Origin of the sequence: Helicobacter sp. 219-2 (genome assembly GCF_030053225.1) — a bacterium.
Lineage (GTDB): Bacteria > Campylobacterota > Campylobacteria > Campylobacterales > Helicobacteraceae > Helicobacter > Helicobacter pylori_C.
Window position 1 is genome coordinate 979,378 of record NZ_JASGBS010000001.1, and the last position, 25,713, is coordinate 1,005,090.

Below are 25,713 nucleotides of genomic sequence, written 5' to 3' on the forward strand. Positions count from 1 at the left end.
AAATGGGGGGGGTTAAAAAACCCTTATTTTAAAATCACTTGCCAAAAGCTTGGTGCAAATGCGTGGTGAGAGAGTTAAGATACTGCTCTACTTGGGGGTTTTTCACCACATCGTTGCAAATAAAAGTGGGCAACGCTGAAAGCCCTAAAAATTGGAACGCTTTATGCAAATGCAAATACACAACATCCACACCCACCCCTTCAAAAAATTCATTAGGATCATTAAAGGCTTCAATGGGAGCGTTCCAAGTCAAGCTCAACATGTATTTTTTACCTTGCATCAAGCCCCCTTTCCCGTAGTTTTTAGTGGGGTTTTGCGAACTTCTGCCATCGCTAGCATAAAGCTTCCCATGCCCTGCACTAAAGACTTCATCAATGTATTTTTTCACAATCCAAGGCTCTCCCATCCACCAACCAGGCATTTGCCAAATCGTCGCATCTGCGCTAATAATCTTTTCCACTTCTTGGCTATGATTATAGCCCTTATCCACGATCGTAGTATCCACTTCTAGCCCCAAAGATTCTAGAGTCTTTTTTGCATGATCGCTCAAGGTTTCATTGAGTTTCCCCCCAGAACTCCCGAACGCTTTGGCCCCATTAATGATGAGTATTTTTTTCATTTTGTTCCTTTTTTTGATAGATGATAGATAAGATAATTATAAATTGCGATTATACCTCAAAAGAGTATTTTTTAAAAAGCGATTAAATTGCGATTGTATTACTTTTATTATGTTAAGATAATGAAAATTCCCATGAAGGAGTGGCGATGTTCTACGATGAAAAAAAGACCTATCAAAAGATTGAAGAACGCCTTGGTATAATCAGTTCGTTTAACGCTCATAACGAGCATAAAAACTTGCAAGACGAGTTTAAAGGGGCGGGCATTTCTAGGCGTGATTTATTGAAGTGGGCGGGCATGATGAGCGCAGCGTTAGCCTTGCCGGCTAGTTTTGCTCCCTTGACTTTGAAAGCGCTAGAAGTGGCTAACAGATTGCCTGTGATCTGGTTGCACATGGCAGAATGCACCGGTTGCAGCGAGAGCTTGTTAAGGAGTGCAGACCCCACCATTGATAGCATTATCTTTGATTACATCAACCTAGAATACCACGAAACCATTATGGTAGCGAGCGGTTTTCAAGCCGAAAAAAGCTTGCATGACGCCATAGAAAAGCATAAAAACAATTACATTTTAATGGTAGAAGGGGGTATCCCCCAAGGCACCGAATACTTTCTCACTCAAGGCTCAAACGCTGAAACGGGGGCTGAAGAATGCAGGAAAGCCGCCCAACACGCAGCCGCTATTTTTGCCATAGGCACATGCTCAAGTTTTGGGGGCGTGCAAGCGGCTTACCCTAACCCCTCTAACGCGCAACCCTTACACAAAATCATTGATAAACCCGTGATCAATGTTCCCGGTTGCCCGCCTAGTGAAAAAAATATCGTGGGCAATGTGCTTTATTACTTGATGTTTGGGGCTCTCCCTAAACTTGATGCCTATAACCGCCCCTCTTGGGCTTATGGGAACAGAATCCATGATTTGTGCGAAAGGAGAGGGCATTTTGATGCGGGCGAATTTGTGGAGCATTTTGGCGATGAAAACGCTAAAAGGGGCTTTTGCTTGTATAAAATGGGCTGTAAAGGGCCTTACACTTTCAATAATTGCTCCAAACTCCGCTTCAATTCACACACTTCTTGGCCCATAGGCGCAGGGCATGGGTGCATAGGGTGTTCTGAGCCTAATTTTTGGGATACGATGAGTCCTTTTGAAGAGCCTTTAGCGAATCGTTCCATTAAAACCGCCTTTGACGGATTAGGGGCTGATAAAGTAGCGGATAAAGTAGGCACAACTCTACTCAGTGCAACCGCTATTGGCATTGTCGCGCATGCGCTCCTTTCTAAAGCGATCAAAAACAAAGAGTAAGGGATTAACATGTCAAAAAAAATAGTAGTCGATCCTATCACTAGGATTGAGGGGCATTTAAGGATTGAAGTGATCGTAGATGATGATAATGTGATCACTGATGCGTTTTCTTCTTCTACGCTTTTTAGGGGGCTAGAAACGATCATTAAAGGCAGAGATCCACGAGATGCAGGATTCATCGCTCAAAGGATTTGTGGGGTATGCACTTATTCGCATTATAAGGCCGGTATCACGGCGGTAGAAAACGCTCTAGGCATCACCCCCCCATTAAACGCGCAATTGGTGCGATCTTTGATGAACATGGCGTTGCTTTTTCACGATCATGTGGTGCATTTTTATACTTTGCATGGGCTTGATTGGTGCGATATTATGAGCGCTTTAAAAGCCGATCCCGCTCAAGCGGCAAAACTTTCTTTCAAATACAGCCCTTATCCTATCAATACCGGTGCCGGTGAATTAAAAGCGGTTCAAAAACGCTTGAGCGATTTCGCTAAAAGTGGATCGTTAGGGCCTTTTAATAACGGCTATTACGGGCATAAAACCTATCGTTTAAGCCCAGAACAAAATTTAATCGTCTTAAGCCACTATCTCAAGCTTTTAGAAATCCAAAGGGAAGCGGCGAAAATGACCGCTATTTTTGGGGCCAAACAGCCTCACCCACAAAGCCTAACGGTGGGGGGTGTTACGAGCGTTATGGATATATTGGATCCGACGAGATTGGCTGAATGGAAGAGCAAGTTTGAAGTGGTGGCTCATTTTATCAACCATGCTTACTACCCAGATTTAGTGATGGCGGGCGAAATGTTCGCTAATGAGCCGTCCGTTATTAAAGGCTGTGGCTTAAGGAATTTTATCGCTTATGAAGAAGTGTTGCTTGGGAGGGATAAATACCTTTTGAGTAGTGGGGTGGTGCTTGATGGGGATATTTCTAAACTACACCCCATTGATGAAAGTTTGATTAAAGAAGAAGTTACGCATTCTTGGTATCAATATGAAAACACTAAAGAAGCGCAACTCCACCCTTATGATGGGCAAACTAACCCGCATTATACCGGTTTAAAAGACGGCGAAAGCGTGGGGATTGAAAATAAGATCATTCCTGCTAAAGTGCTTGACACTCAAAATAAATATTCTTGGATAAAATCGCCCAGATACGATAGTAAGCCCATGGAAGTAGGCCCTTTAAGTTCCGTAGTGGTAGGTTTAGCGGCGAAAAACCCTTATGTTACTGAAGTGGCTACTAAGTTTTTAAAAGACACTAAACTGCCTTTAGAAGCGTTGTTTTCAACGCTTGGGCGCACGGCTGCAAGGTGTATTGAAGCTAAGACAATTGCTGATAACGGCCTTTTGGCGTTTGATGCGTTAGTGGAAAACCTAAAAAGCGATCAAAGCACTTGCACTCCTTATCGCATTGATAAAAATCAAGAATATAAAGGGCGCTACATTGGTCAAGTGCCAAGGGGCATGCTAAGCCATTGGGTGCGTATTAAAAACGGCGTGGTGGAAAATTATCAAGCGGTGGTGCCTTCTACTTGGAATGCAGGGCCTAGAGATTCTAAAAATCAAAGGGGGGCTTATGAAATGAGCTTGATTGGCACTAAAATCGCTGATTTAACCCAGCCTTTAGAAATCATTAGGACTATCCATTCCTTTGATCCATGCATCGCATGCTCGGTGCATGTGATGGATTTTAAGGGGCAGTCTTTAAACGAGTTTAAAGTAGAGCCTAATTTCGCTAAATTCTAAAAGGGTTACGCATGGATAAAATGAATAAGGTCGTTTTACACAAAGAATATTCAGGTTTTGTGCGCTTTTTCCATTGGGTTAGGGCTTTGAGTATTTTTGCTTTAATCGCTACAGGGTTTTACATCGCTTACCCTTTTTTGCAGCCTAATTCCAGCTTTTATAAAGGGGTGTATCTTTTACAAGCTTATGTGCGCTCTTTTCATGTCATGTTTGGGTTTTTGCTCATTAGCGCATTAATCTTTAGAACCTATCTTTTTTTCACTAAAGAAAGCTTGATGGAACGCAGGAGTTTTGGCCAACTTTTAAGCCCAAAAGCCTGGATTGATCAGATGAAAGCGTATTTTCTTATCAGCGGAAAGCCCCACACTAAAGGGTTATATAACCCTATCCAACTCGTGGCTTATTCCACCTTGGTTGTTTTGATAGTGTTGATGAGTTTGAGCGGGGTGGTGCTTTATTATAATGTCTATCATGCGGGGCTTGGAGCGTTTTTAGCGAGCGCTTTTAAGTGGTTTGAAACGCTTTGTGGGGGGTTAGCGAATGTTCGTTTTATCCACCACTTGGCGACTTGGGGGTTTATTTTGTTTGTCCCTGTGCATGTTTATATGGTGTTTTTCCATTCTATCAGGTATGAAAGTTCGGGGGCGGATTCTATGATTAATGGCTATGGTTATACCAAAGAATGAGTCAAAAAATCCTAATTCTAGGCATTGGCAATATCCTTTTTGGCGATGAAGGCATTGGGGTGCATCTAGCCCACTACCTCAAAAGAAATTTTTCTTTTTTCCCTAGCGTGGATATTGTAGATGGGGGGACTATGGCGCAACAGCTCATTCCTTTAATCACTTCGTATGAAAAGGTTTTGATTTTAGACTGCGTGAGCGCTAAAGGCGTTGAGATAGGATCAGTCTATGCTTTTGATTTTAAGGATGCCCCTAAAGAAATCACATGGGCTGGGAGCGCTCATGAAGTGGAAATGCTGCACACTTTAAGGCTCACGGAGTTTTTAGGGGATTTGCCTAAAACTTTTATCGTGGGGCTTGTGCCTTTTGTGATAGGGAACGAGACCACTTTCAAGCTTTCAAGCGAAATTTTAAACGCTTTAGAAACAGCCTTAAAAGCCATAGAAACCCAACTCAACGCATGGGGAGTTCAAATGCAACGCACCGATCATATCGCCTTAGATTGTATCGCTGAACTCTCTTATAAGGGTTTTTGATTGGCGTTTGTTTTTCTTTTTAAATGCGCTAATGAAGAAACAAGCCTGAATTTTACGCCCCTTTTAGAGCAAATGGCATGCCATTTGCAAGCGCGTTTTTATAGCGTTTATAAGGATAATATGGCTTCTTTCTACCTCCAAGCGAGCGCTGAAACCACTTTAGAGTTCGCGCAAAAATTAAGCGAGATCTTGCCCTTTTCTTTAGATTTTAGCTTTTTGTCTTTAAAGGAAATTACAGAGCCTTTAGATGAAAATCTTTTCCAAACAATAAGCCTTTCAAAGCCCCTTTTTATGAACGCTAAAGAGCATCAAGATTTTTTAGACAAAAATTCATCTTTATATGCCAACGCGTTGGGTTTTGTCAAAAACACCGCTTTTAAGGGGGCTATAATCCATAGCCCTAAAGAGCTTATAGATTGTTTAACCCAATTAAAAGAGGCGCTCAAAACACAAGATTTTATCCCTATCCACACTTCTAGGGGGGCGTTATCGCTTTCTTTAAAAAATCCCTCTCCAAGCGTTATTTTTAGCGATCTTTCTAGCGTTTTGAGTTGCACTAAATTGCCTTTAGAAGACGCTAAATATTTGGCGAGTTTGGAAAAACCATGTGTCAAAGCCTCTTTAAAAAGCGTCTTTAAGGACACTTTTAAAAACGATGAAATCATAGCCCAACTACCCTTTGACCCCATATTGAATTTATTGTGCCGTATTTTACAAGATGAGGGTATAGAATTTGTTTTTACCCATGCAAATAATTCACAAGAAGCGCTTTTGCATTATGAAACGCTTTTTAAAACCCCTAAGCGCTTGATCACGCCCACTAAAAAATTCGTGTTAGAAAACAATCTTTCTACCCTTGCTTTTAAAGATGAGCTAGAGTTTTTAAAAGAAACCCCGCATTCTATCGTTTTGTATCTCAGTTTCAAGCACCCTACAAGGTTGTTATTGCATGCTAATGGTTCTTTAAAAACGCTTTTAAGCGTTAGTTTTGATTTCAACCAATCGTTTAACCTCCTCAAACAAGATGAAAAAGCCTCTAGAATGCTAAAAAACTACGAGACTAAATTCCCTAATTTTTATGCGCGCATTTTAGAGCTTTCTAACTACAATCTAGGGGGCGCGAATTTATTGGATTTTTTTCAAATTTTGGGGTTTGTTTTGGGTTATAGCGAGGATTTTTGCACACAAAGCGTTATTTCTTTGGCTAAAGAATGCTTACGCCCTAAAGGCCCTAGGATTGATTATAAAATCCTTAAAGACGATTCTTTTAAAATGGCTTTAAACTTTTCAAAAGTCATGCACAGCGCAATGAGTTTCAGGCTCGCAGGCGTGGAAAATGAGATCCTAAGTTTGGGGATTTTGGATTCTTTAGCGGAGTTTTTAGGGAATTTCATTTGGGATAACGCGCAGAATTTTAGCGTCCAAGAAGTAACGATCGCTGGGGATTTCTTTGGCGAAAAAGTGTTTTTGGATTTGTTTGTGCAATATTTCCCCAAAACCCTAACCCTTAAAACGCATGCGTTTTTGGATTATGAATAAGGGCTTAAAAGCGGATATGCATCATCAACCCGCCGTCCATGTATTGGGTTTTTTTGCTTTTAGTCCTTTCAAAATAAGGCCCAAAAGACAGAGCTTTATTGAAATTAACAACCGGCATGCTCACCCCTTCAGCGATATTGTTTTTAGCGAGTTGTTTGTAAAACTTTTTATCGCTTTTTTTATGGCTTTTAAGGGTAGGGCTTTTTTCTAAATTGATGCCTTCTAAAGCGCTATTTTTAGTGAAATCATAAAGCTTTTTGTCGTTTTTAGCCTCGGTTTCTAACCCATGGTTTTTATGGAGTTCGTAAAGCTTTTTATCGCTTTTTTTTCCGCTTTTAGCCTCGATTTCTAAATCCACTGCGAACGCGCTACTATAAGCCACAAACGATACAAGAAATAAATTTTTAACTATACGCATAAGATCTCCTCTTATATAGTCTTTTTCTACCACACCACCCTAGCATGTTAGAAACAACCACTAGAAAACACAAGTGCGTTTGAGTGAAAACACCAACACCACCACGCTCGCTAAAGCCACTCAATCAATAAAAAACATAAGGGAAGTATCCAGGCGCTCCATACCCATAAGGCCCATAAGGCATAAGACCTGACCCATAAGGCATGAAACCATAGGGCATGTAATAATAAGGCATGTAATAGCCTCCATACATCCCGTTTTGCATGGGCGAATTGAGATTATCCACTGAATTGTAAAAGCCGTTTAAAGAGCCATAAGCGCTATAATTAGTGAAACGATTGATTAAAGGCGTGGTGCGCGCATCAATGATGGCGTTTTCTTGCTGGATAGCGCTTTCTTCTCTGGCGACTTCTTGGGCTTTAGTCTCTTTAGGATCTTTAACTAGCACTTCTTCTATAGGCACATTCGCCCCACAAGCACTTAACAGATAGGCTAAAAAGCCGGTGTTTAAAAAAAGAATGATTTTAGAGAGGTGAGCGGATGGGGTGGGTAAAAAAGTTTTATCGTTTTGATGCATAAGATTTCCTAAATTTAAAAATAACTAAAGATTAACATGTTTTTAATTTAATATTCATTAAGCTTTTGTGGCTATTTCATTTTAATTTTGTTTTTCGTTAAAACCCAACCACTAAAACCTTATTTTATGATAAACTACCTAATCATAATATCAAATCTTAAACCAAAGAAAAACCATGAAAAAAGCTCTCTTACTAACTCTCTCTCTCCCTCTCTCGTTTTGGCTCCACGCTGAAAGGAATGGATTTTATTTAGGTTTAAATTTTGCAGAAGGAAGCTATATTAAAGGACAAGGCAGCATCGGCGAAAAAGCTTCAGCAGAAAACGCCTTAAATCAAGCGATCAATAACGCAAAAAATTCATTATTCCCCGAACAAAACACAAAAGCCATAAGAGATGCACAAAACGCCTTAAACAAAGTGAAAGATTCAACAAAAATCGCTAACCGATTCGCAGGAAATGGTGGATCGGGCGGTCTTTTCAATGAACTCAGCTTTGGGTATAAATATTTTTTGGGTAAAAAAAGGATTATAGGGTTTAGGCACTCTCTTTTTTTCGGTTACCAACTTGGTGGCGTTGGTTCTGTTCCTGGCAGCGGTTTAATCGTTTTTTTACCCTATGGTTTCAATACGGATTTACTCATTAATTGGACTAACGATAAGCGAGCGTCCCAAGAATATGTTGAACGAAGGGTAAAAGGGCTCTCTATATTTTACAAAGATATGACCGGCAGAACGCTAGACGCTAATACATTAAAAAAGGTATCAAGGCACATATTTAGAAAATCTTCAGGGCTTGTGATTGGCATGGATATAGGGGCTAGCACTTGGTTTGCAAGTAACAATCTCACCCCTTTCAATCAAGTCAAGAGCCACACGATTTTTCAGTTACAAGGAAAATTTGGCGTTCGTTATAATAGCGATGAATACGATATTGATCGCTATGGCGATGAAATATATCTTGGGGGTTCTAGTGTTGAATTAGGGGTTAAAGTGCCAGCTTTTAAGGTCAATTACTATAGCGATAATTATGGGGATAAATTGGATTATAAAAGAGTGGTGAGCGTTTATCTTAACTATACATATAACTTTAAATAACTTTAAAAACAAACATTAAAACACGCTTTTTAAGGCTCTTTAGTGAGCGTTTTTTAGATTTTATAACCAATACGCTATTAAATAGAACTATAAATCACTTAAAATCCCTAAACAATTTCCCTAAATCCAAATCAAGCAGTTCTGTTTGGGATCGCAATTCTAAAAGGTTTTGAGCTCCTTTAATCAAATCGTTGCTGGAAATGCCATGAGAAAGAGAGATTTGAGCTTCTAAAAACGCGCTCAAATGATCGCACACCTTCAAAAGCTCCCCACAAACCCCAAGATATTCATCGCTGTTATAAAGCGTGAATAATTCTTCAGCGTCTTTAGTGAAAATGATTTTGTGAGACTTGTCTTTGCAGCGGTTTTTAAACTCGTTTTCGGTGAAATATTTCAAATCTTCTTGAACGCCCAAAGAAACAAAAGAATAGACTTTGTTTTGCATTTCTTTTTTTTCAATTTCTTTAATGCAGTTATCAAGCCCTGCAACGCTTTGTTTGATGGGCGTGATAATATCTCGGGTTAAAATCTCGGGTAAATCATGGAAAAGCCCGCCCAAAAAATGATTGATCCGCATGCTTTTACAAGCTTTTAAATCAAAGCTCAACAAATACCCCATAATCGCCACGCATAAGGTATGCCCTAAGACACTGGTTTGCGGCACTCTTGGGGTCTGGCTCCAACGCTTTTGGAAACGCAACTGCCCAAACATGCTCACCAATTTTTTCAAATCTTCTTTTTCCCCAAAAAGCCCTTCAAACAAATGCTCGTTATTGTGGAGTTGCTTGTCAATTTTATCTTTAATTTCTTTCACGCCATACATGTTAGGGTTAAAATGATAAATAATATCAAACTCCCACTTAGACGCATAAAAATGCGCGCTCTCTAAAATTTGAGTTTCTAAAATTTGGGGCCTGTGGCTTAAATACTCTTTGAGTTCCTCTAAAGAAAAATACATGCTGATTTCATCTTGCAAACTTTGCGCGACATAGGAGGCTAATTCTTGGCTGTGCGTTTGTTGGAGGGCGTAAAAAATAGGGGGTTTAATATCGGTTAAAACCAAGCGCTCCAAAAATTCAAAGCAAAAATATTTGATTAAAAGATCCAAATCCAAGTCTTTGCCCCTGTCTTTTAAATCTTTAGCGAGCAAATACGCAATCATCGCTTTATGGGCTTGCTTGTCTAATTCCACAAATTCCAAAGGGCATGCTTGGTCATTCCAACGCCTAATAGACGCCCCCACAAACACACGCCTTAAAAATTTAGTTTTGAGTTTAGGGGCTTTTAGGGGTTTAATAGGATGAGCCGCATACATAACTTTCCTTTTTATACTATTTTGAATATTAAAGCTATGATCTCATTAAGAAATACTGATTGGATCACGCAAGATTGAAAAACCTTAACGCACCACTATCACTACTAACCTAAATCTTATTATACGAAAAAAAGACAAAAATAAGGCTTTTATTTAAAAAAATATTATTTCTATCAATACATTTCATGCTCAAAACACCCACCCGTAATTGAAAAACACCTTAAAATGGCTAGCCCCTTCATTGAAAACAAAAGAGTTCGTATAATCGCCACCGCTAGAAACAATGCTGGCTTTTCTTTGGATTAAAGTAATGCTAATGCTTACAGAATATTCAGAATGCTTATAGTGGTAGTTCAACCCAGTAGCCACATCTAAATTGCCACTTCCTTTGACTTTATTGAGCGCATAATAGCTGTTATACCATTTAAATAAAAGTTTGATAGTTGAAATCTTTAACTCCCCCTTAATTTTTCTAAAAAGCGCTTTACTTAGCGCACTTCTTTATATCAATATTCCAGTCAGCACCGGATTTAATTTGATGTTTTTGTGCGAAATTATCCATATTTAGCGCTACAGAAACATTCAACAAGCTGTTTAGATAGACCAACGGCTGGCCTTTTAAAACATCGCCAAAGCTTGCAACATACGGCATTTTCCCTTCGTATTTTTTCTTGGAACCTTTAGAAATAGTTACACACAATATATCGTTGCGTTTGATCCCTGCTTGATTGAGCAATCTATCGCTGATATTGCTCCAAACATTGCCGTATTGAATATCAAGAATCGGGATATTACCTTTTACCTCCCCTTTTGTTGCTTTCGCTTTTTGGTAAGGAATTTCAACAACTTTTGCGGGAAGCTCTGGCCCGACCTGCTCGAATGTGATCGCCCCAGAAGCCAAGCGTGCCCCAGTGTAAGCATACACATCACGACCATGGAAAGTATAGGATTTTTCAGAACCTTTCAAGCGGTTAGCTTTTTCATCAATTTCACGCACGCTATCAATCCCCAAAGTTTGCGCCACCAAAGTCAGCGTGCCGTTATCCGGCGAGACGAAATACTGGCCGTTTTTAGTTTTTAGAACCACCGATTTACGCTTAGTGCCTACGCCCGGATCCACTACGCTCACAAATACCGAACCTTTTGGCCAATAACTAGCACTCTGATACAAGCGGTAAGCGCCTTCCCAGATGTTATACGGAGGGATTTCGTGCGTTAAATCAAAGATTTTAAGATTAGAATCAACGCTGAAAGCGACACCTTTCATCGCCGAGACGGCCCCATCTTTTAGGCTAAAATCGGTTTGTAAAATCAAAGCGTTATCTGCATAAATAGACGATAACCCTATACACGCTGATAAAAACAACGCTGAAATCGTTTTTTTCATCTATATTATTTCCTGAATAACAAAAGTGGAATGAATCGTTTTCTCATGGTTATCCTTTGTTGGCTTAAAGTGTTTTTATTATACAATTTAAAGGGATTGTTTGTTTGTTTTTTGAAATTTAAAGCTTTTACAAGGGATTAAAATTTCGTATTGAAACAAAATTTTAAAATAAGTCCTTTATATTAAAATAATTCAAAATGATTTATTATTAATTAGGTTCTCTTAAGGATAGGGGGTTTTTCACTTAAAACGCAATATCGCCAATATTTTCACTATTCTCTATATAGTATTTAAAACGCTCTTTTTCTAATTCGTTTTTTAGGATTTGTTGTTCTTCTAAAAGCAAGCGTTTTTGATCTTCTAGGGTGTTGATTTTACGGCTAATATAATAGATATTATTGCTCAAATAGATTTTAGGCGCAAACAGAGCTAAAAACGTGCCCCCAAAAACCAACACCCCTATTAAAGCCATTAAAGAAAGACCATGCGAATTTTCATTTGCAGTTCCAGCAAATAATTCTTTCTTTTCGTCCTCTTCTACGTGCACAAAGCGTTCTTTTTCATTTGAAGAATGGTTTTTTATGCTCATGGCTTACTCATTGACTTGTTCATGGTTTGAATTTAAAAACCCTCATTTTAGCGCTTCGTGAACGCCTGTTGTTTTTAATTTCTTCTGGGCTTGGAGTGATTGGCTTTTTGGTTAGAATTTCTCCTAAAGCGTGATTGTTAGAGCAAGTGCATTTGAAACTTAAAGGATCGCAAATGCAATTTTTAGCGTAATCTTTAAAAGCGTTTTTCACTAACGAGTCTTCTAAAGAATGAAAAGAAATCACGCACAAAATCGCTCCTTTAAGGTTTCTAGCACATTGTAAAAACTCTTTTAATTCTTCTAATTCTCTATTGACTTCTATGCGAACGGCTTGAAACACCAAAGTCGCTGGATGGATTTTTTTATTTTTAGAAAGGGAGCTTAAAAAATCGCTTAAATCTTTAGCGTCTTTAAAGGGTTTTTTAGTGCGCCTTTCTGCAATTTTGTGGGCGATTTTTTTGTATTCTTTGATTTCGCCATAGTCTCTAAAGATTTTTTCTAACGCTACTACAGGATAAGAGTTGATGACTTTTTGAGCGTTCAAATCGCCCTCTAAATCCATGCGCATATCCAGAGCGTGCGAGTGGAAATTAAACCCTCTGTTATCATCATCAAGTTGCAAAGAGCTCACCCCTAAATCCACTAAAACCCCCTTAATCTCCTTGTTATACGTTTCTAGGGCTTCTTTAAAGCGTTTGGCAAACCCCCCACTTAAGAGATTATAACGCCCTTCAAAGGCTTTCAATCGTTCTTTGGCGATTTCTTGAGCGAACTTATCTTTATCAATGCCAATGAGTTTCAGGTGCGGTTTTTGGGATAGAATCGCTTTAGAATGCCCTCCTAACCCTAAAGTGCAATCTATCAAAACCCCTTCTTCTAAAGGTGCGAACGCTTGCAAAACTTCTTGCAACAAAACGCTTTGGTGCAAATTCTCTATTTCTTGCAAACAAACCCCCTTAAAACCATTAGATGAATTTTCCAAATGCCTACTCAATGGTATTGGTTTTGTTGGTTACGCTTAAAAGTTTCTTTATAATCAACCTCAGCTTTTTAAGATGCGAAAACCCAAATTAAAATCCTTTTTATAAAGACTAAAAAGGGCTTAAAGATACCCTTTTAAAGGGTTTAAAAAGTGTAGTTATACCCTAAATAAAGCGAATAATCCCGTTTCAAATGGTAATAAAGATTAGTAGCGTTAGGACCCGCACTCAAAAACTTGTTGATGAGTAGCGGCACTCTCACGCCAAACTCTACGCCATTATGCTTGTAAATATTGGCTCTCACCCCAAAATTCAACCATACCTGAAAAGCGACGGTTGAAGTTTGGGTGCTATAAGGAGCGTTAGGGTTACAATAAGTAGGGGTGCAAACATCAGGACCTTTAGCTTGAATGATTTGCTCTTTCCAATAGTTTGCCGCTGAGCTTTTCCAAGTGTTACCGCCGATAGCGACCCCACCAAAAACACCAAAAGAAGCGTTGTCTTTATCAATAATATCAGCTAACAAATCGCTCCCCACACCCCAAGAAACCATATCCAACTGGATTTTATTAGGTGCATAAACTTGCTTACCTAAATCGGCATGCCCATAATCAAAAAGCCCATACACTCTGAAACCAAACCACTTGCTTGTCATATCCAATGACTTGAACTGGAAGAACTTCTTATAACCCACATTCAACCCAAAACCATTCAAAGCCCCATTAGCGTATTTGGAGTGCCAATTGATATTGGTGCCTCCTGGATTATGCTTATTAGCGGTAAGACCTGGGGGGCAACCTACAACACTCCCTGTGCAATCCCCTGTATTATAAATATTACTATTCAAACGGGCTTGCCCAAGCTGATAATTAGTCCCTATATAAACACCATCACCTTCGGCCAACAATGAAGAGCTTAAAACTGCGGATAGAAGCCCTAAAGCTACAAACTTTTTCATAAATTCCATTCCTTTACATTCCTATCTTTAAAATTGTCTCATAAAATAATAGCATGTTTATCCTTAATCAAGCAAATATTTTTAACTCTTATGAACAAGAAATGATAATAAAACCATTCTTTTTTGAAGTATAATAGCTCCTTTTAATCCACTTTCTTATTTTAAGGAATTTTAAGGAAACTCTTGCAACATAAAACCATTATGGATAAGATCATTATTCAAGGGGCTAGGGAAAATAATCTCAAAAATATTTTTTTAGAAATCCCTAAAAACCAATTTGTTGTTTTTACCGGATTAAGCGGTTCGGGTAAATCCACTCTGGCGTTTGACACTTTATACGCTGAAGGCCAAAGGCGCTATTTAGAGAGTTTGTCCAGCTATGCGAGGCAATTTTTAGACAAAGTGGGTAAACCTAATGTGGATAAAATTGAAGGCCTAACCCCTGCGATTGCTATTGATCAAAAAACCACTTCCAAAAACCCTAGATCCACTGTGGGGACGATCACTGAGATTTATGATTATTTAAGGTTGTTGTTTGCAAGGATTGGGGAGCAATTTTGCCCCACATGTTTAGAGCCCATCAGTTCTATGAGCGCGAGCGATATTATTTCTCAAATCTGTCATTTAGAAGAAAATTCTAAAATCATTATTTTAGCTCCCATTATTAAAGATAAAAAAGGTTCGTTTAACGATAAATTAGAGAGCTTGCGTTTAAAGGGGTATGTGAGGGCTTTTGTTGATGGGGTGATGGTGCGTTTAGATGAAGAAATCCATTTGCACAAAACCAAAAAACACACCATTGAAGCGGTGGTGGATAGAGTAGTTATTAATAGCGAAAATTCTTCACGGATCGCTAGTGCAATAGAAAAATCCCTTAAAGAAAGCTATGGGGAATTAGAAGTGGAAATTTTGCAAGACAACGCACCAAGCATCAGGAAGCATTACAGCGAGCATAAGGCATGCTTTAAATGCAAGATGAGTTTTGAAGAATTAGAGCCTTTGAGTTTTTCATTCAATTCGCCTAAAGGGGCGTGCGAGAGCTGTTTGGGTTTGGGGACAAAATTCAGCTTAGATATTAGCAAAATTTTAGATCCTAACACGCCTTTAAATCAAGGGGCGATTAAAGTGATTTTTGGGTATAACCGCAGTTATTACGCTCAAATGTTTGAGGGCTTTTGCGAATACAATGGCATTGACACTGCGCTTTGTTTTAACGAATTGAATAAAGAGCAACAGGACGCTCTTTTGTATGGGAATGGCACTGAAATCAGCTTTCATTTCAAAAACAGCCCTTTAAAACGCCCTTGGAAAGGCATTATCCAAATCGCTTATGACATGTTTAAAGAGCAGAAGGATTTGAGCGATTACATGAGCGAAAAAACCTGTTCTTCGTGCGAGGGGCATCGTTTGAAAGCCTCAAGTTTGAGCGTTCAAGTTGCTGGCTTGAAAATGGCGGATTTTTTAACTAAGCCTATTGAAGAGGTCTATCACTTTTTTAATGATCCCACGCACTTTAGCTATCTTAACGAGCAAGAAAAAAAGATCGCTGAACCCATTTTAAAAGAGATTTTAGAAAGGGTGTTTTTTTTATACGATGTGGGACTAGGGTATTTGACTTTAGGGCGGGATGCGCGAACGATTAGCGGAGGGGAGAGCCAAAGGATACGAATCGCTAGTCAAATCGGGAGCGGTTTGACGGGGGTTTTGTATGTTTTGGACGAGCCTAGCATTGGTTTGCATGAAAAAGACACGCTCAAACTCATCAACACCCTTAGGAATTTGCAAAAAAAGGGGAACACGCTCATTGTTGTAGAGCATGATAAAGAGACGATTAAGCATGCGGATTTTGTTGTGGATATTGGGCCAAAGGCTGGAAGGCATGGGGGTGAAGTGGTTTTTAGTGGGAGCGTAAAAGATTTATTGCAAAACAACCATTCTACCGCCTTGTATCTCAACGGCACTAAAAAGATTGAGCGCCCTAAATTTGAACTCCCTAAAGAAAAGCATTTTTTAGAAATTAAAAATGTCAATATCAATAACATTAAGAATTTGAGCGTTCAAATCCCTTTAAAACAATTGGTGTGCATTACTGGGGTGAGCGGGAGCGGTAAGAGTTCGCTGATTTTACAAACCCTTTTACCCACCGCTCAAACCCTTTTAAACCATGCTAAAAAAATTCAAAGCTTGAACGGGGTGGAGATTGTAGGGTTGGAGCATTTGGATAAAGTGATTTATTTAGACCAAGCCCCCATAGGAAAAACCCCACGAAGCAACCCTGCCACTTATACAGGAGTGATGGATGAAATCAGGATTTTATTTGCCGAGCAAAAAGAATCTAAAATTTTAGGCTATAGCGCGAGTCGTTTTAGCTTTAATGTTAAAGGGGGGCGGTGCGAGAAATGCCAAGGCGATGGGGATATTAAAATAGAAATGCACTTTTTACCTGATGTGTTAGTCCAATGCGATAGCTGTAAGGGCGCTAAATACAACCCCCAAACTTTAGAAATCAAGGTGAAAGGCAAATCCATTGCCGATGTGTTGAACATGAGCGTAGAAGAAGCTTATGAATTTTTTGCTAAATTCCCTAAAATCGCTGTGAAGTTGAAAACGCTTATAGATGTGGGCTTGGGCTATATCACTTTAGGGCAAAACGCTACGACTTTAAGTGGGGGGGAGGCTCAAAGGATCAAATTAGCTAAAGAATTGAGTAAAAAAGACACAGGCAAAACCCTTTATATTTTAGATGAGCCTACCACCGGTTTGCATTTTGAAGACGTGAATCACCTTTTACAAGTCTTGCATTCTTTAGTGGTGTTAGGCAATTCCATGATAGTGATTGAGCATAATTTAGACATTATCAAAAACGCTGACTACATTATAGACATGGGGCCTGATGGGGGGGATAAGGGCGGGAAAATCATTGCGAGTGGCACGCCTTTAGAGGTGGCACAAAATTGCGAAAAAACCCAAAGCTATACGGGAAAATTTTTAGCTTTAGAATTGAAATAGCTTGCATGGGGTTTGTTTGTGAAAGAAATGAACTACCGAGTCTCCTTATCACTCAATCACAAGAGGTGGGTTTGCAAACCCCATTAAGGGTTAATCATAAATTATAAAAAATACTAAAAAGCATTTTTTATAATCAATAGTAAAAAGCTTGATTTTAATAGCGCAATAATTTTTGTAGTGCGGTCTTAGGGGTTAAAAAATGACTTTTAGTAACTCCGTGAAATTATAGCGTGATCACTAAAACTTATTAAACTTACCTGGTTGCAGATGAATTGTAAAGAAGTTTTACAAACTACCTTTCCAAAAACAAATCTTTTTCTTGGATTTCTGTGCTTTCGCTTAAAATCGCCGCTCTCTCCACGACGCCTAAAAGCTCTCGCACATTCCCATGCCAAGAGTATTCTAAAAGGCGTTTCGCGGCGTTTTTTGAAAAAGATTTTGGCCCCAAATGATACGCATCGCACACTTCTTTAAGCTTGATTTCAGCAATGGGTAAGATCTCTTCAACTCTCTCCCTCAAGGGCGCGATAGTTATAGGCACAATTTGCAAGCGGAAAAACAAATCTTCTCTGAATTCTTTCGCAGCGATTTTTTCTTTCATGTTAGCGTTGGTAGCGGAAATGAAACGAACATCAATTTTAACGCTCTTATTATCCCCAAGGCGCGTGATTTCTTTTTCTTGAACCACTCTTAAAAGTTTGCTTTGCAATTGAAAGGGCATTTCAGCGATTTCATCTAAAAAGATCGTGCCTTTATTAGCGCTCTCAAAAAGCCCCATTTTAGGGGCTGTGGCGTCCGTGAACGCCCCTTTTTGATACCCAAAAAGCTCGCTTTCTAATAAATGCTCTGGGATAGCGGACATGTTGATCGCTATAAAAGGGTGTTTGGAGCGCTGCGAATGCTCGTGGATGAAATGAGCAAAAACCTCCTTACCCACCCCGCTTTCGCCCAATAGCATGACATTAGCGTCCGTGCTTGCGACTTTTAAGGCCTGCCGTTTGCTCTCTTCTAACGCTTTTGAAGCGGCTAAAAAGCTGTGTTTGTGTGGTTTTTTTAAAGGTTTCTCTAAAGGGTGTTTTTTTTGAAATTCTAAAACTTTTTTGGTGCGATAGATGGACTCTAAAAGCAATTCTGGTTTAAAAGGCTTTTGGAAAAAGTCTTTCACGCCTAAACGAATGGAATCAATGGCTTTATTCAAGGTCGCATTACCGGTAATCACAATGGATTCGTATTTGCCTTCTAAAAGGCGTAAAAATTCCAAGCCGTCCATATGGGGCATGTTAATATCCGTGATGACTAAATCAAAGCTTTCATCTAACTTGGCTAAAGCGTCTTTAGGGTTTTTAAAACTCACAATCTCTAAATCGTCTTGAAGCTCAAAAAAAAGCTCCAGGCTTTTACGCATGTTAATATCATCTTCTACAATGGCGATTTTCATTCTTCTTCCTTTCTAAAAATATCTAAAAACAGCGCATCTCCCACCAAACTCGCTCTAACGCTTAAGGCTTTGAGGTTGAGAATGCTTGTGGTAGTGGTGCCGTTTTTATAGCTGTGATCATAATGCGTGATAGCGACTTGGCTTTTTAAAATGCAGTCTATGACTCGCTCTTTTTCTTTTTTTAACGCTATTTCTAAAAGGAAGCGTTCTAACTTTATTGGGAGCAAGGGGTTTTTCAAATCGGGTAAGTTGTGAGTGATGATGGAGCAATGATAGTCTAAAACATAGGGGGCTGTTTTGATGCGGCTAACGATAGGTTTAGAGACAGAATACTCTTCGCCCATCACTCTAGAATCAACGATTTTCAAGCGATACGAAATTAAAAATTCTTGATCTTCTAGGGGGTTTAGAGCATGCAAAGAAACCCCTAAAAAACACAATAAAAAATACAAGAATAAAAAAAAACGCATCACTCAAATAATGGTGTAGGAGAATTTTCTAAATTTTCTGACTCTTCTTCTTTAGGGCAAGAATTGGCATACACGACTTTATCGGCGGTGTCTATGAGTTTTACCCCACTAGTATTTCTTCCGATGGTTTCTTTAATATCTTTAATAGAAACTCTGATCATTTTCGCGCTTGCAGTAAGGATCATCAAATCCAGGTTTTCATCATCCACGCTGATAACGCTCACTAGATTGCCGGTTTTTTGAGTGAGCTTCATGCCAATGATCCCCTTACCTCCACGAGATTGCTCTCTATACGCTTCGGCTAAAGTTTGCTTGCCAAGCCCGTTTTCACTCACGCTCAAAAGCTTGTTGCCATCATCGCTAATAACGACCGCACCGACAACAAAATCATTTTCATTCAGTCTAATCCCTATAACCCCACGAGTAGTTCTTCCGATCTCGCGCACATCTTCTAAAGGGAATTTAATGAAAATGCCCAAATAAGATGCGATGAGCAAATGCTTGGCGTTTTTATCCACAATTTTTGCGCTCACTAATTCATCGCCTTCATCTAAAACAATCGCTCTGATACCGCTATAACTCCTATTGCTGCCAAATTCGCTCAAATTGGTGCGCTTCACCACGCCATTTTTGGTGAAGAAAGCTAAAGAGCGTTCATCGCTAAAGTCTTTGGTGCTTAGAGTCGCCATGATCTTTTCATCAGGAGCGAGCGAGATTAAATTCACGATAGCTTTACCCATAGCGATCCGGCTCGCTTCTGGGATCTTATAGACTTTCAAATGATACAATTGCCCTTTATTGGTGATAAAGAGCAAAATATCATGCGTGTTAGCCACAAAAAAGTTTTCAATGAAATCGTCTTCATAAGTGTTGCCTGAAAGCTTGCCCTTACCGCCACGATTTTGCCTTTCATAAGCTTTCAAATCCACTCTTTTCACATAGCCTTTATAGCTCATGCTCACCACCATAGGCTCATTAGCGATCAAATCTTCTATGTCAATATTTTCATAAGCTTCTTGAATTTCAGTGCACCTTTGAGAAGAAAATTGCTCTTTGACTTCTAAAAGCTCTGTTTTGACGACTTCATTCAAGCGATCTTCGCTCTTTAAAATACCATTGAGATCACTAATAAGCTCTAGCAAGTTTTGGTATTCTTCTTTGATTTTATCTCTTTCAAGGCCTGTTAAGCGCTGCAAACGCATTTCTAAAATGGCTTTGCTCTGGATTTCGCTCAAAGTAAAACGCTCCATTAAGGCGTTTTTAGCCGCTTCTGGGCTTTGGCTTGTTTTAATGAGTCGCACGATTTCATCAATATTGTCTAATGCGATCAAATAGCCCTCTAAAATATGCGCTCTAGCCTTAGCCTTTTCTAATTCAAAAATAGTGCGTCTTATAATAATGGTTTTTCTGTGGTTTAAGAAAAGGCGCAACAACTCTAAAAGCGTGAAAATCTTAGGTTCTTTATTATAAATAGCGAGTAAAATGATGCTAAAAGTGGTCTCCATGGTGGTGAGTTTGTAAAGGTGGTTTAAGACAATTTCACTCATCACATCTCTTTTTAATTCAATCACCACTCTAATGCCCTCTCTATCGCTCTCATCACGCACTTCGCTAATGCCTTCAATTTGTTTTTCTCGCGCTAAATCGCTGATTTGTTCCACTAATTTGGCTTTATTGGTTTGAAAAGGCATTTCATCTAAAACGATGATTTCTTTATTTTTCGTCTTTTCCACATGCACTTTGGCACGCACTTTCACGCGCCCTCGCCCCGTTTGATAGGCTTCAATAATACCCGCCTTGCCATAAATGATCCCACCAGTGGGGAAATCAGGCCCTTTGACAAATTCTAAAATTTCATCTAATCCAGCGTTAGGGTTTTCTAAGACATGCACTAAAGCGTCTATGATTTCATCAATCCTGTGAGGGGGGATAGAAGTCGCCATCCCTACAGCGATCCCATTAGCCCCATTGACTAAAAGGTTAGGCAGACGGCTTGGTAAAATATCTGGCTCTTTTAAGGTGTCATCATAATTAGGCACAAAATCAATGGTGTCTTTATCAATATCCCTTAAAATTTCTTCACTCGCCTTGGTCATTCTGGCTTCAGTGTAACGCATCGCTGCAGCGTTGTCGCCATCAATAGAGCCAAAGTTGCCTTGCCCATCCACCAATTCCAAACGCATAGAAAAATCTTGCGCCATTCTCACTAGTGCATCATAAACCGCGTTATCGCCATGGGGGTGGTATTTACCAATCACATCACCCACGATCCTAGCGCTTTTTTTATAAGCGACTTTGGAAGTGAGGCCTAATTCATGCATCGCATACAAAATACGCCTATGCACAGGCTTTAAACCATCTCTAGCGTCCGGTAAAGCGCGCCCTATGATCACGCTCATTGAATAAGCTAAATAGCTCTCTTCAATAGAAGAATCAATCCCCACTTCTACAATGTTTTTTGTTTCATTGATTAAATTATCTTGCATGTGTCTCCCTAAAATTTAATTACTTCAAATAAAGCGCTAAAAGATAACGCCCCCAAATAAAAGCCCAAAAAATAAGCCCTATCAGTTGGGCTGAACTGGCCATGTCTTTAGCCTTTTTGGCTAAAGGGTGGAACTCTTTGCTGGTAAAATCCACAGCCTTTTCAATAGAGCTGTTGATTAATTCAATGACCACCGATAAAAAACAAGGCAAGATCAATAGCCCCCATTCTAAAAAATCTTTGGTCAGATAGCTCGCTAGAACGATACAAAAAAGAGCCAAGATGATAATTTGCCTGAACGCGCTCTCTTCAACCCATGCGCATTTAAGCCCATCTTTAGAATAAAAAAGGGCTTTAAAAAGGCGTTTAAACCCTTTAGCTTTGGGGGGGACTTTCAAATCACTCATGGCTTATTTTGTAAGATTGAAAGAAATTCACGCTAAGGCTTTCTAACAAGGCGTTAAAAGTAAGCTTGGTGTTGTCTTTAGCTTGGGCGTTAAGAGCGATTTGGGATCGTTTGTCTTTAGCCATAGAAACAAAGGCTTGCAACAATCCTTTAAAATTTTGTTGGAGCTTTGCATCGTCTTTAAAATGGGATTGGAACAAGGCCATAAAATAGTTTTCTAAAGAAGCTAACGCGCTTTCATAAGAGACGCTAGGGGTTTGAGAACGCAAGCTAAAATAAGGGGAAAAAAAGCCCAAACTCTCTTTATTTTGGTAATAAAAGGCTTCTAAAAGGTTTTTAAGATGGCGTGCTTGGATAGAAACGCCCAACTTTGGTGCTAAAAAACGCAGTTTGTCTTGCAACTCTTCTATGGCTTTAGCGTCTTTGGAACTCAAGGTTTTAAAAATATTTTTAAGGGAGAGATTTTCTTGCGCCTCCATTAAACCCTCTTGAAAAAAAGTGTAAGCAAGGATGTTCTCTGCATTAGTCAAATCGCATTTTAAATGGTCGTTTAAGGTTTTTTCATCTAAAGCGTTGAATTTTAAAGAGCAATTCAAGCGCGTGGGTTTAATTTTTTCCAATAAGGCATTCAAGTCTTTTAGGGGGATTTGATGGATTTTTTGCTGAATGGATTGCTCTAAAATAGGGGATTTGATTTGAGAATGGACAGAAAGGACAAGAGAACTCTTATCTAAAGAATTGAGCTTAATACTCAAATCTTTAAAATCCACAATAGGGGAGTTTTGAGAATCTAAAAAACTGAGCTCTTTAGAAGTGCATGCAATTTTAAAAAACCCTTCGCATTCAAAAGGAGCACCTACAATCCCCACGCCCTTAATCTGGGGGCGTTGATCTAAATAAGCGTTAAGATAAGCGCTTAAAGATTTTTTAACCGACATGCTAGTAAAGAAGATAAAAACCCCTAAAAGCGCGCAAATTAAAGCCCCGATAATCACCACCCAAGACATGAATTTTTTAGTCAAAAAAAACCCTTTATTTTATTGAAAGCATAATGATAGAACTCATAAAATACATTTTCTTATTTTTAGAATAGAAAATATCGTGTTTGTTAGGGCAAAAAAATCGTTAGTGATGCCTTGTGTTACTTTCATAGCTTTTCCTTTTAGGTGGATTAAAATTATACCGAGTATTAAATCAAAAAAAAAGAAAAAAGCTTAAATTTTTTAATTTGTAGCTAAATTTGTTAGGATTGAAGAAAATTTGCTTGAGTTAAATTAACCCAAGCTTGTAGTGCCAAGAGACATAAAGCCTCTTCATAAAAAGGATTGAGCGATCTTAGCGTCTTTCTGGGGGCTGTATGCCTAGCCAATCTTTATAAAACGCCTCTATATCAGGTTCAAAATCATGGATCACAGGATACCAAGGAGTTGGGGCTTCAACATCTAAAAGGATGCCGCAATCCGGGCAAATATACTCCCGATACACTTGCCAGTTAGTATCACTGGCCAAGAGTTTAGGATACACCTCTTCCATTTTTTCTGCTGTATCGCGCACATAGATGTTTGCATGCAATTTCCAGTTCTCCTCTGGAGCGCAAAACGCATGACCGCATGAACACTTGATCACCCACTTCTTTTGAGCATCTTGCACCACAAACAAATGCGGCCCCAAGGGTAAAACGATTTTGTCATCAAAACCTACCTTATCTTGCAACACCTTCAAATACATTTGGAACCTTTCATGATCTTTAGGCATGCTAAGCATTTTTAAGACAGTGTTCCAATCCAAGTTCCCCTCTACCAAGTTTTTAATTTGTTCTTGTGTGTATTTTGACATAACCATTCTCCTTTCTTTATTTCTCATCAACCAACACAACCGTGCGCACATCAGGCAATTTGCTCAAATCCATCCTGTATTTAGAACCATAGGTGAATACGCCAAGCTCATCTTCTTTCATGGTCCAGTTTTTTGGCAAGTTCCAGAATGTTTTAAAATCGCTTAAAAACTTAGGCGAGAGATCAAAGCTAGTCGCATACATGTGCTTAACCTGTTTGGAAGCCTCTTTTTCAAGGATAGCGTTTCTTTCTTGCTCCATCCATTGTTTTACCGGTATGGATCTAGCCTTTCTGTTTTCAAGAATTTCTTTTCTTCTAGCCTTCGTTTTGGCTTCATCTCCTACCCAAATGCCGTCTTTATTTTGACTCACCACCGCACCATAAACCTTGTAAGCGTATTCTGGCAATAGCTGTTTGCTGTTGAGATCTTCTAAAATCGCATTCAAATCCCTTTCAATCGGATCGCCAAATCCAGGACCGCCTTTGATGTAATTCAAATACAAGTCGTAATTGTCAAAGCAGTTCTCGGTGGTGATGCATTGCTTATCCCTTTTAACTTGAGACGCATGAGAAATGTGCTTTTCATAATCTCGATCAGTCGGGTTAAAATCGCCCCCCAAAGGCAAGCTGGCGTTATTTTTAATCCTGTTTTTTAAATCGGTGTTGTGCGCTTCAAACCTATAACCACTGGCCGCTGGATAGCCCCCCATCATGCCCCAATCGCTGTTCATATAGCCATTACCCATAAAGAACATGGTCCAATCATGCGCGCCCCACACCATTCTTAAGGTTTCAAACCCGTTACCGCCTCGATATTTCCCATACCCACCGGTATTGGCTTTGACATTCCTGCCTAGATAAAGAAGAGGCTCTGCCATTTCCCAAATTTCAACATCGCCCATATCGCCTTCTGGATTCCAAATAGCCGCTGCGTGATTCAAGCCGTCTTTTATCGCACAAGCTCCAGTCCCACAAGAACTCGTCTCAAAGCTATTCACCGCATGGATTTCTCCATCCTGGTTGATACCACCACCTTGCAGCCAATTGGAAGTGTTAGCGTTCCCGGAATTGACCTCTTCTAAATACCCTCGGCTGTAATACGCTTGAGACAAGCCTCTCCACAAAGCGCTCCAGCCTGATACCAAGAAATGCCACGCATAAGCATGCCCGGTGCGCCTGTCATCTGGATTCATCCAAGTCCCTTTTTTGAGCTTGAACTGCGTAGCGAAATAAGCGCCATCATTGATGCGAGAAGTGGGTATCAGCGTTTGAGTCATCATCACCCAAATACCGCTAGTGAAAGACACTTGGTTGCAATTAAAAGAGTGCCATCCCCACCTTTACGCGCCTTCAAAATCTAATTTCCATGTAGCGTCTTTATTGATAGTGATTTCCACAGGAGAGTGCATGATCGTGTCTAGTTTAGCAAATTCAGAGCACACGCCAATATCTTTATGCGCATAAGGCACATCCACAAACGCTACCTTTCTATATTTGCCCGGTATGGTCATGGATTTGATCCTAGAGATAAGACCTCTTCTGCCTTCTTCAATCACCTCATCAATAAATCGCATGTAAGAATCAATGCCATCTTCCTTAATGACTTCCATCACTAAATCCCTAATCATGTGGCATCCTGCAATCCTAGTCCTTTCATCTAGAATCCAATATTTAGGCGTGCGAACCGATCTTTGAGATTCATGCAACCAATCTTTAAAGCTTTCATCGTTCGCTCCTGTCTTACGGCAAGTGATCATGTATCCATCCCCAAATCTTTGAACCTGTCCAGTGCTCATTGATCCTGGAGTAACCGAACCGGTATCAATCACATGCGTAACGCCGCCTACCCACCCAATCAATTTTTCATCGTGAAAAATAGGCACAAGAGTCATAATATCGCATGGGTGCACATTCCCAATCGCGCAGTCGTTATTGGTGAAAATATCCTTGTCATTGATGCCTGGGTTATCTTCCCAATTATTCTCTACCATGTATTTGATAGCTGATCCCATAGTGCCTACATGGATAATGATGCCCGTAGAAGTCAGCACGCTATCGCCCACAGCGTTATAAAGCGTGAAGCACAATTCACCCTCTTGCTCAACAATAGGGCTAGCCGCAATCCTTTTAGCTGTTTCTCTGGCATGCACGATACCGCCCCTTAGTTTAGAGAACATCTTCTCATAACCGATCGGATCTCTTTCTTTAAACTCTAGTTTTTTGAGACCATTATAATGCCCTGTTTTTTCTGTCCTAGCTAGGATTTCATCTCTAGCTTGTTTTAAAGTTTTGCCGTTTTTCAATAAATTTGCCATTTTGAACTCCT

Annotated in this window: 21 protein-coding genes and 2 pseudogenes; 7 read left to right on the plus strand and 16 right to left on the minus strand. The window is 39.6% G+C overall.

Translation table 11 applies throughout. The features are described from left to right. Positions 1 to 34: 34 nt before the first annotated feature. Positions 35 to 619, minus strand: a complete 585-nt coding sequence (gene mdaB, locus P6280_RS04805; protein WP_283237133.1) for an NADPH:quinone oxidoreductase MdaB — start codon at positions 617 to 619, stop codon at positions 35 to 37. Positions 620 to 765: 146 nt separating this feature from the next. On the opposite strand from mdaB, the gene P6280_RS04810 reads away from it, so the two are divergent. Genes P6280_RS04810 through hydE form a run of 5 tightly spaced genes read left to right on the plus strand, consistent with a single transcriptional unit; the run spans position 766 to position 6,424 of the window. Beyond that, a complete protein-coding gene (locus P6280_RS04810) occupies positions 766 to 1,920 on the plus strand; it encodes a hydrogenase 1 small subunit (RefSeq protein WP_283237134.1) in 1,155 nt (384 codons plus the stop codon). Between the two features lie 9 nt (positions 1,921 to 1,929). Continuing rightward, positions 1,930 to 3,666, plus strand: a complete 1,737-nt coding sequence (locus P6280_RS04815; protein WP_283237135.1) for a nickel-dependent hydrogenase large subunit — start codon at positions 1,930 to 1,932, stop codon at positions 3,664 to 3,666. Positions 3,667 to 3,677: 11 nt separating this feature from the next. Then, on the plus strand, positions 3,678 to 4,352 hold the full coding sequence (gene cybH / locus P6280_RS04820) for a Ni/Fe-hydrogenase, b-type cytochrome subunit (RefSeq protein ID WP_283237136.1): 675 nt from the start codon (positions 3,678 to 3,680) through the stop codon (positions 4,350 to 4,352). After that, the gene (gene hydD / locus P6280_RS04825; RefSeq protein ID WP_000078648.1) at positions 4,349 to 4,885 is read left to right on the plus strand and encodes a hydrogenase biosynthesis protein HydD; all 537 of its coding nucleotides are present in this window, start codon (positions 4,349 to 4,351) and stop codon (positions 4,883 to 4,885) included. The genes cybH and hydD overlap by 4 nt, the downstream gene beginning before the upstream one ends. Further along, positions 4,886 to 6,424 carry a hydrogenase biosynthesis protein HydE gene (gene hydE / locus P6280_RS04830; RefSeq protein ID WP_283237137.1) on the plus strand — a complete coding sequence of 513 codons (1,539 nt, stop codon included), beginning with the start codon at positions 4,886 to 4,888 and terminating at the stop codon, positions 6,422 to 6,424. Between the two features lie 4 nt (positions 6,425 to 6,428). Here the strand turns inward: hydE and P6280_RS04835 are convergent, their stop codons facing one another. Beyond that, entirely contained in the window at positions 6,429 to 6,875 is a 447-nt protein-coding gene (locus P6280_RS04835; protein ID WP_283237138.1) for a hypothetical protein, read from the minus strand. A gap of 91 nt (positions 6,876 to 6,966) precedes the next feature. After that, the gene (locus P6280_RS04840; RefSeq protein ID WP_283237139.1) at positions 6,967 to 7,419 is read right to left on the minus strand and encodes a hypothetical protein; all 453 of its coding nucleotides are present in this window, start codon (positions 7,417 to 7,419) and stop codon (positions 6,967 to 6,969) included. 175 nt (positions 7,420 to 7,594) lie between these two features. On the opposite strand from P6280_RS04840, the gene oipA reads away from it, so the two are divergent. Beyond that, a complete protein-coding gene (gene oipA, locus P6280_RS04845) occupies positions 7,595 to 8,515 on the plus strand; it encodes an outer inflammatory protein OipA (protein ID WP_283237140.1) in 921 nt (306 codons plus the stop codon). Between the two features lie 94 nt (positions 8,516 to 8,609). On the opposite strand, the gene P6280_RS04850 is transcribed toward oipA, so the two are convergent. The 6 genes and pseudogenes from P6280_RS04850 to hopE all read right to left on the minus strand — a co-directional run bounded on the left by P6280_RS04850 (position 8,610) and on the right by hopE (position 13,753). Beyond that, positions 8,610 to 9,830, minus strand: a complete 1,221-nt coding sequence (locus P6280_RS04850; RefSeq protein ID WP_089482611.1) for an HD domain-containing protein — start codon at positions 9,828 to 9,830, stop codon at positions 8,610 to 8,612. 189 nt (positions 9,831 to 10,019) lie between these two features. Further along, positions 10,020 to 10,250 (minus strand): annotated as a pseudogene (locus P6280_RS04855) (hypothetical protein); the annotation flags it as partial. 64 nt (positions 10,251 to 10,314) lie between these two features. Next, complete coding sequence (locus tag P6280_RS04860) at positions 10,315 to 11,217, minus strand: SAM hydrolase/SAM-dependent halogenase family protein (protein ID WP_283237141.1); 903 nt, start codon at positions 11,215 to 11,217, stop codon at positions 10,315 to 10,317. A gap of 244 nt (positions 11,218 to 11,461) precedes the next feature. After that, entirely contained in the window at positions 11,462 to 11,806 is a 345-nt protein-coding gene (locus P6280_RS04865) for a hypothetical protein (RefSeq protein WP_283237142.1), read from the minus strand. 19 nt (positions 11,807 to 11,825) lie between these two features. Then, positions 11,826 to 12,752 (minus strand): 16S rRNA (cytosine(1402)-N(4))-methyltransferase RsmH, encoded by a 927-nt coding sequence (gene rsmH / locus P6280_RS04870; protein ID WP_283237143.1) that lies wholly within the window; start codon positions 12,750 to 12,752, stop codon positions 11,826 to 11,828. Between the two features lie 179 nt (positions 12,753 to 12,931). After that, on the minus strand, positions 12,932 to 13,753 hold the full coding sequence (hopE, locus tag P6280_RS04875; RefSeq protein WP_153227324.1) for a Hop family outer membrane protein HopE: 822 nt from the start codon (positions 13,751 to 13,753) through the stop codon (positions 12,932 to 12,934). Positions 13,754 to 13,927: 174 nt separating this feature from the next. On the opposite strand from hopE, the gene uvrA reads away from it, so the two are divergent. Next, on the plus strand, positions 13,928 to 16,753 hold the full coding sequence (gene uvrA / locus P6280_RS04880) for an excinuclease ABC subunit UvrA (protein WP_283237144.1): 2,826 nt from the start codon (positions 13,928 to 13,930) through the stop codon (positions 16,751 to 16,753). A gap of 292 nt (positions 16,754 to 17,045) precedes the next feature. Here uvrA and flgR read toward each other — a convergent pair whose 3' ends face one another. The 7 genes and pseudogenes from flgR to P6280_RS04915 form a co-directional block, all read right to left on the minus strand. Further along, the gene (gene flgR / locus P6280_RS04885) at positions 17,046 to 18,191 is read right to left on the minus strand and encodes a sigma-54-dependent transcriptional regulator (RefSeq protein ID WP_212790470.1); all 1,146 of its coding nucleotides are present in this window, start codon (positions 18,189 to 18,191) and stop codon (positions 17,046 to 17,048) included. After that, a complete protein-coding gene (locus P6280_RS04890; RefSeq protein ID WP_220908933.1) occupies positions 18,188 to 18,661 on the minus strand; it encodes a hypothetical protein in 474 nt (157 codons plus the stop codon). The genes flgR and P6280_RS04890 overlap by 4 nt, the downstream gene beginning before the upstream one ends. Then, positions 18,661 to 21,147 carry a DNA topoisomerase (ATP-hydrolyzing) subunit A gene (gene gyrA / locus P6280_RS04895; protein ID WP_283237145.1) on the minus strand — a complete coding sequence of 829 codons (2,487 nt, stop codon included), beginning with the start codon at positions 21,145 to 21,147 and terminating at the stop codon, positions 18,661 to 18,663. The genes P6280_RS04890 and gyrA overlap by 1 nt, the downstream gene beginning before the upstream one ends. Positions 21,148 to 21,166: 19 nt before the next feature. Continuing rightward, positions 21,167 to 21,553, minus strand: a complete 387-nt coding sequence (locus P6280_RS04900; protein ID WP_283237146.1) for a diacylglycerol kinase — start codon at positions 21,551 to 21,553, stop codon at positions 21,167 to 21,169. Continuing rightward, positions 21,546 to 22,574, minus strand: coding sequence for a hypothetical protein (locus tag P6280_RS04905; RefSeq protein WP_283237147.1), 1,029 nt, complete (start codon positions 22,572 to 22,574; stop codon positions 21,546 to 21,548). Before P6280_RS04905 ends, P6280_RS04900 begins: the two co-directional genes overlap by 8 nt. Before the next feature lie 313 nt (positions 22,575 to 22,887). Then, on the minus strand, positions 22,888 to 23,388 hold the full coding sequence (locus P6280_RS04910; protein WP_187938760.1) for an acetone carboxylase subunit gamma: 501 nt from the start codon (positions 23,386 to 23,388) through the stop codon (positions 22,888 to 22,890). A gap of 16 nt (positions 23,389 to 23,404) precedes the next feature. After that, positions 23,405 to 25,702, minus strand: a pseudogene (locus P6280_RS04915) (hydantoinase B/oxoprolinase family protein). Between the last annotated feature and the right edge of the window lie 11 nt (positions 25,703 to 25,713).

Excerpts from the sequence above, each read along its gene's own strand:
- hydD (WP_000078648.1), top strand. The coding sequence starts at position 4,349 with ATGAGTCAAAAAATCCTAATTCTAGGCATTGGCAATATCCTTTTTGGC.
- P6280_RS04850 (WP_089482611.1), bottom strand. The coding sequence starts at position 9,830 with ATGTATGCGGCTCATCCTATTAAACCCCTAAAAGCCCCTAAACTCAAA.
- P6280_RS04860 (WP_283237141.1), bottom strand. The coding sequence starts at position 11,217 with ATGAAAAAAACGATTTCAGCGTTGTTTTTATCAGCGTGTATAGGGTTA.
- hopE (WP_153227324.1), bottom strand. The coding sequence starts at position 13,753 with ATGGAATTTATGAAAAAGTTTGTAGCTTTAGGGCTTCTATCCGCAGTT.
- cybH (WP_283237136.1), top strand. The coding sequence starts at position 3,678 with ATGGATAAAATGAATAAGGTCGTTTTACACAAAGAATATTCAGGTTTT.
- mdaB (WP_283237133.1), bottom strand. The coding sequence starts at position 619 with ATGAAAAAAATACTCATCATTAATGGGGCCAAAGCGTTCGGGAGTTCT.
- P6280_RS04910 (WP_187938760.1), bottom strand. The coding sequence starts at position 23,388 with ATGTCAAAATACACACAAGAACAAATTAAAAACTTGGTAGAGGGGAAC.
- P6280_RS04900 (WP_283237146.1), bottom strand. The coding sequence starts at position 21,553 with ATGAGTGATTTGAAAGTCCCCCCCAAAGCTAAAGGGTTTAAACGCCTT.
- flgR (WP_212790470.1), bottom strand. The coding sequence starts at position 18,191 with ATGAAAATCGCCATTGTAGAAGATGATATTAACATGCGTAAAAGCCTG.
- P6280_RS04890 (WP_220908933.1), bottom strand. The coding sequence starts at position 18,661 with ATGCGTTTTTTTTTATTCTTGTATTTTTTATTGTGTTTTTTAGGGGTT.
- P6280_RS04865 (WP_283237142.1), bottom strand. The coding sequence starts at position 11,806 with ATGAGCATAAAAAACCATTCTTCAAATGAAAAAGAACGCTTTGTGCAC.
- gyrA (WP_283237145.1), bottom strand. The coding sequence starts at position 21,147 with ATGCAAGATAATTTAATCAATGAAACAAAAAACATTGTAGAAGTGGGG.
- P6280_RS04810 (WP_283237134.1), top strand. The coding sequence starts at position 766 with ATGTTCTACGATGAAAAAAAGACCTATCAAAAGATTGAAGAACGCCTT.
- oipA (WP_283237140.1), top strand. The coding sequence starts at position 7,595 with ATGAAAAAAGCTCTCTTACTAACTCTCTCTCTCCCTCTCTCGTTTTGG.
- P6280_RS04840 (WP_283237139.1), bottom strand. The coding sequence starts at position 7,419 with ATGCATCAAAACGATAAAACTTTTTTACCCACCCCATCCGCTCACCTC.
- P6280_RS04815 (WP_283237135.1), top strand. The coding sequence starts at position 1,930 with ATGTCAAAAAAAATAGTAGTCGATCCTATCACTAGGATTGAGGGGCAT.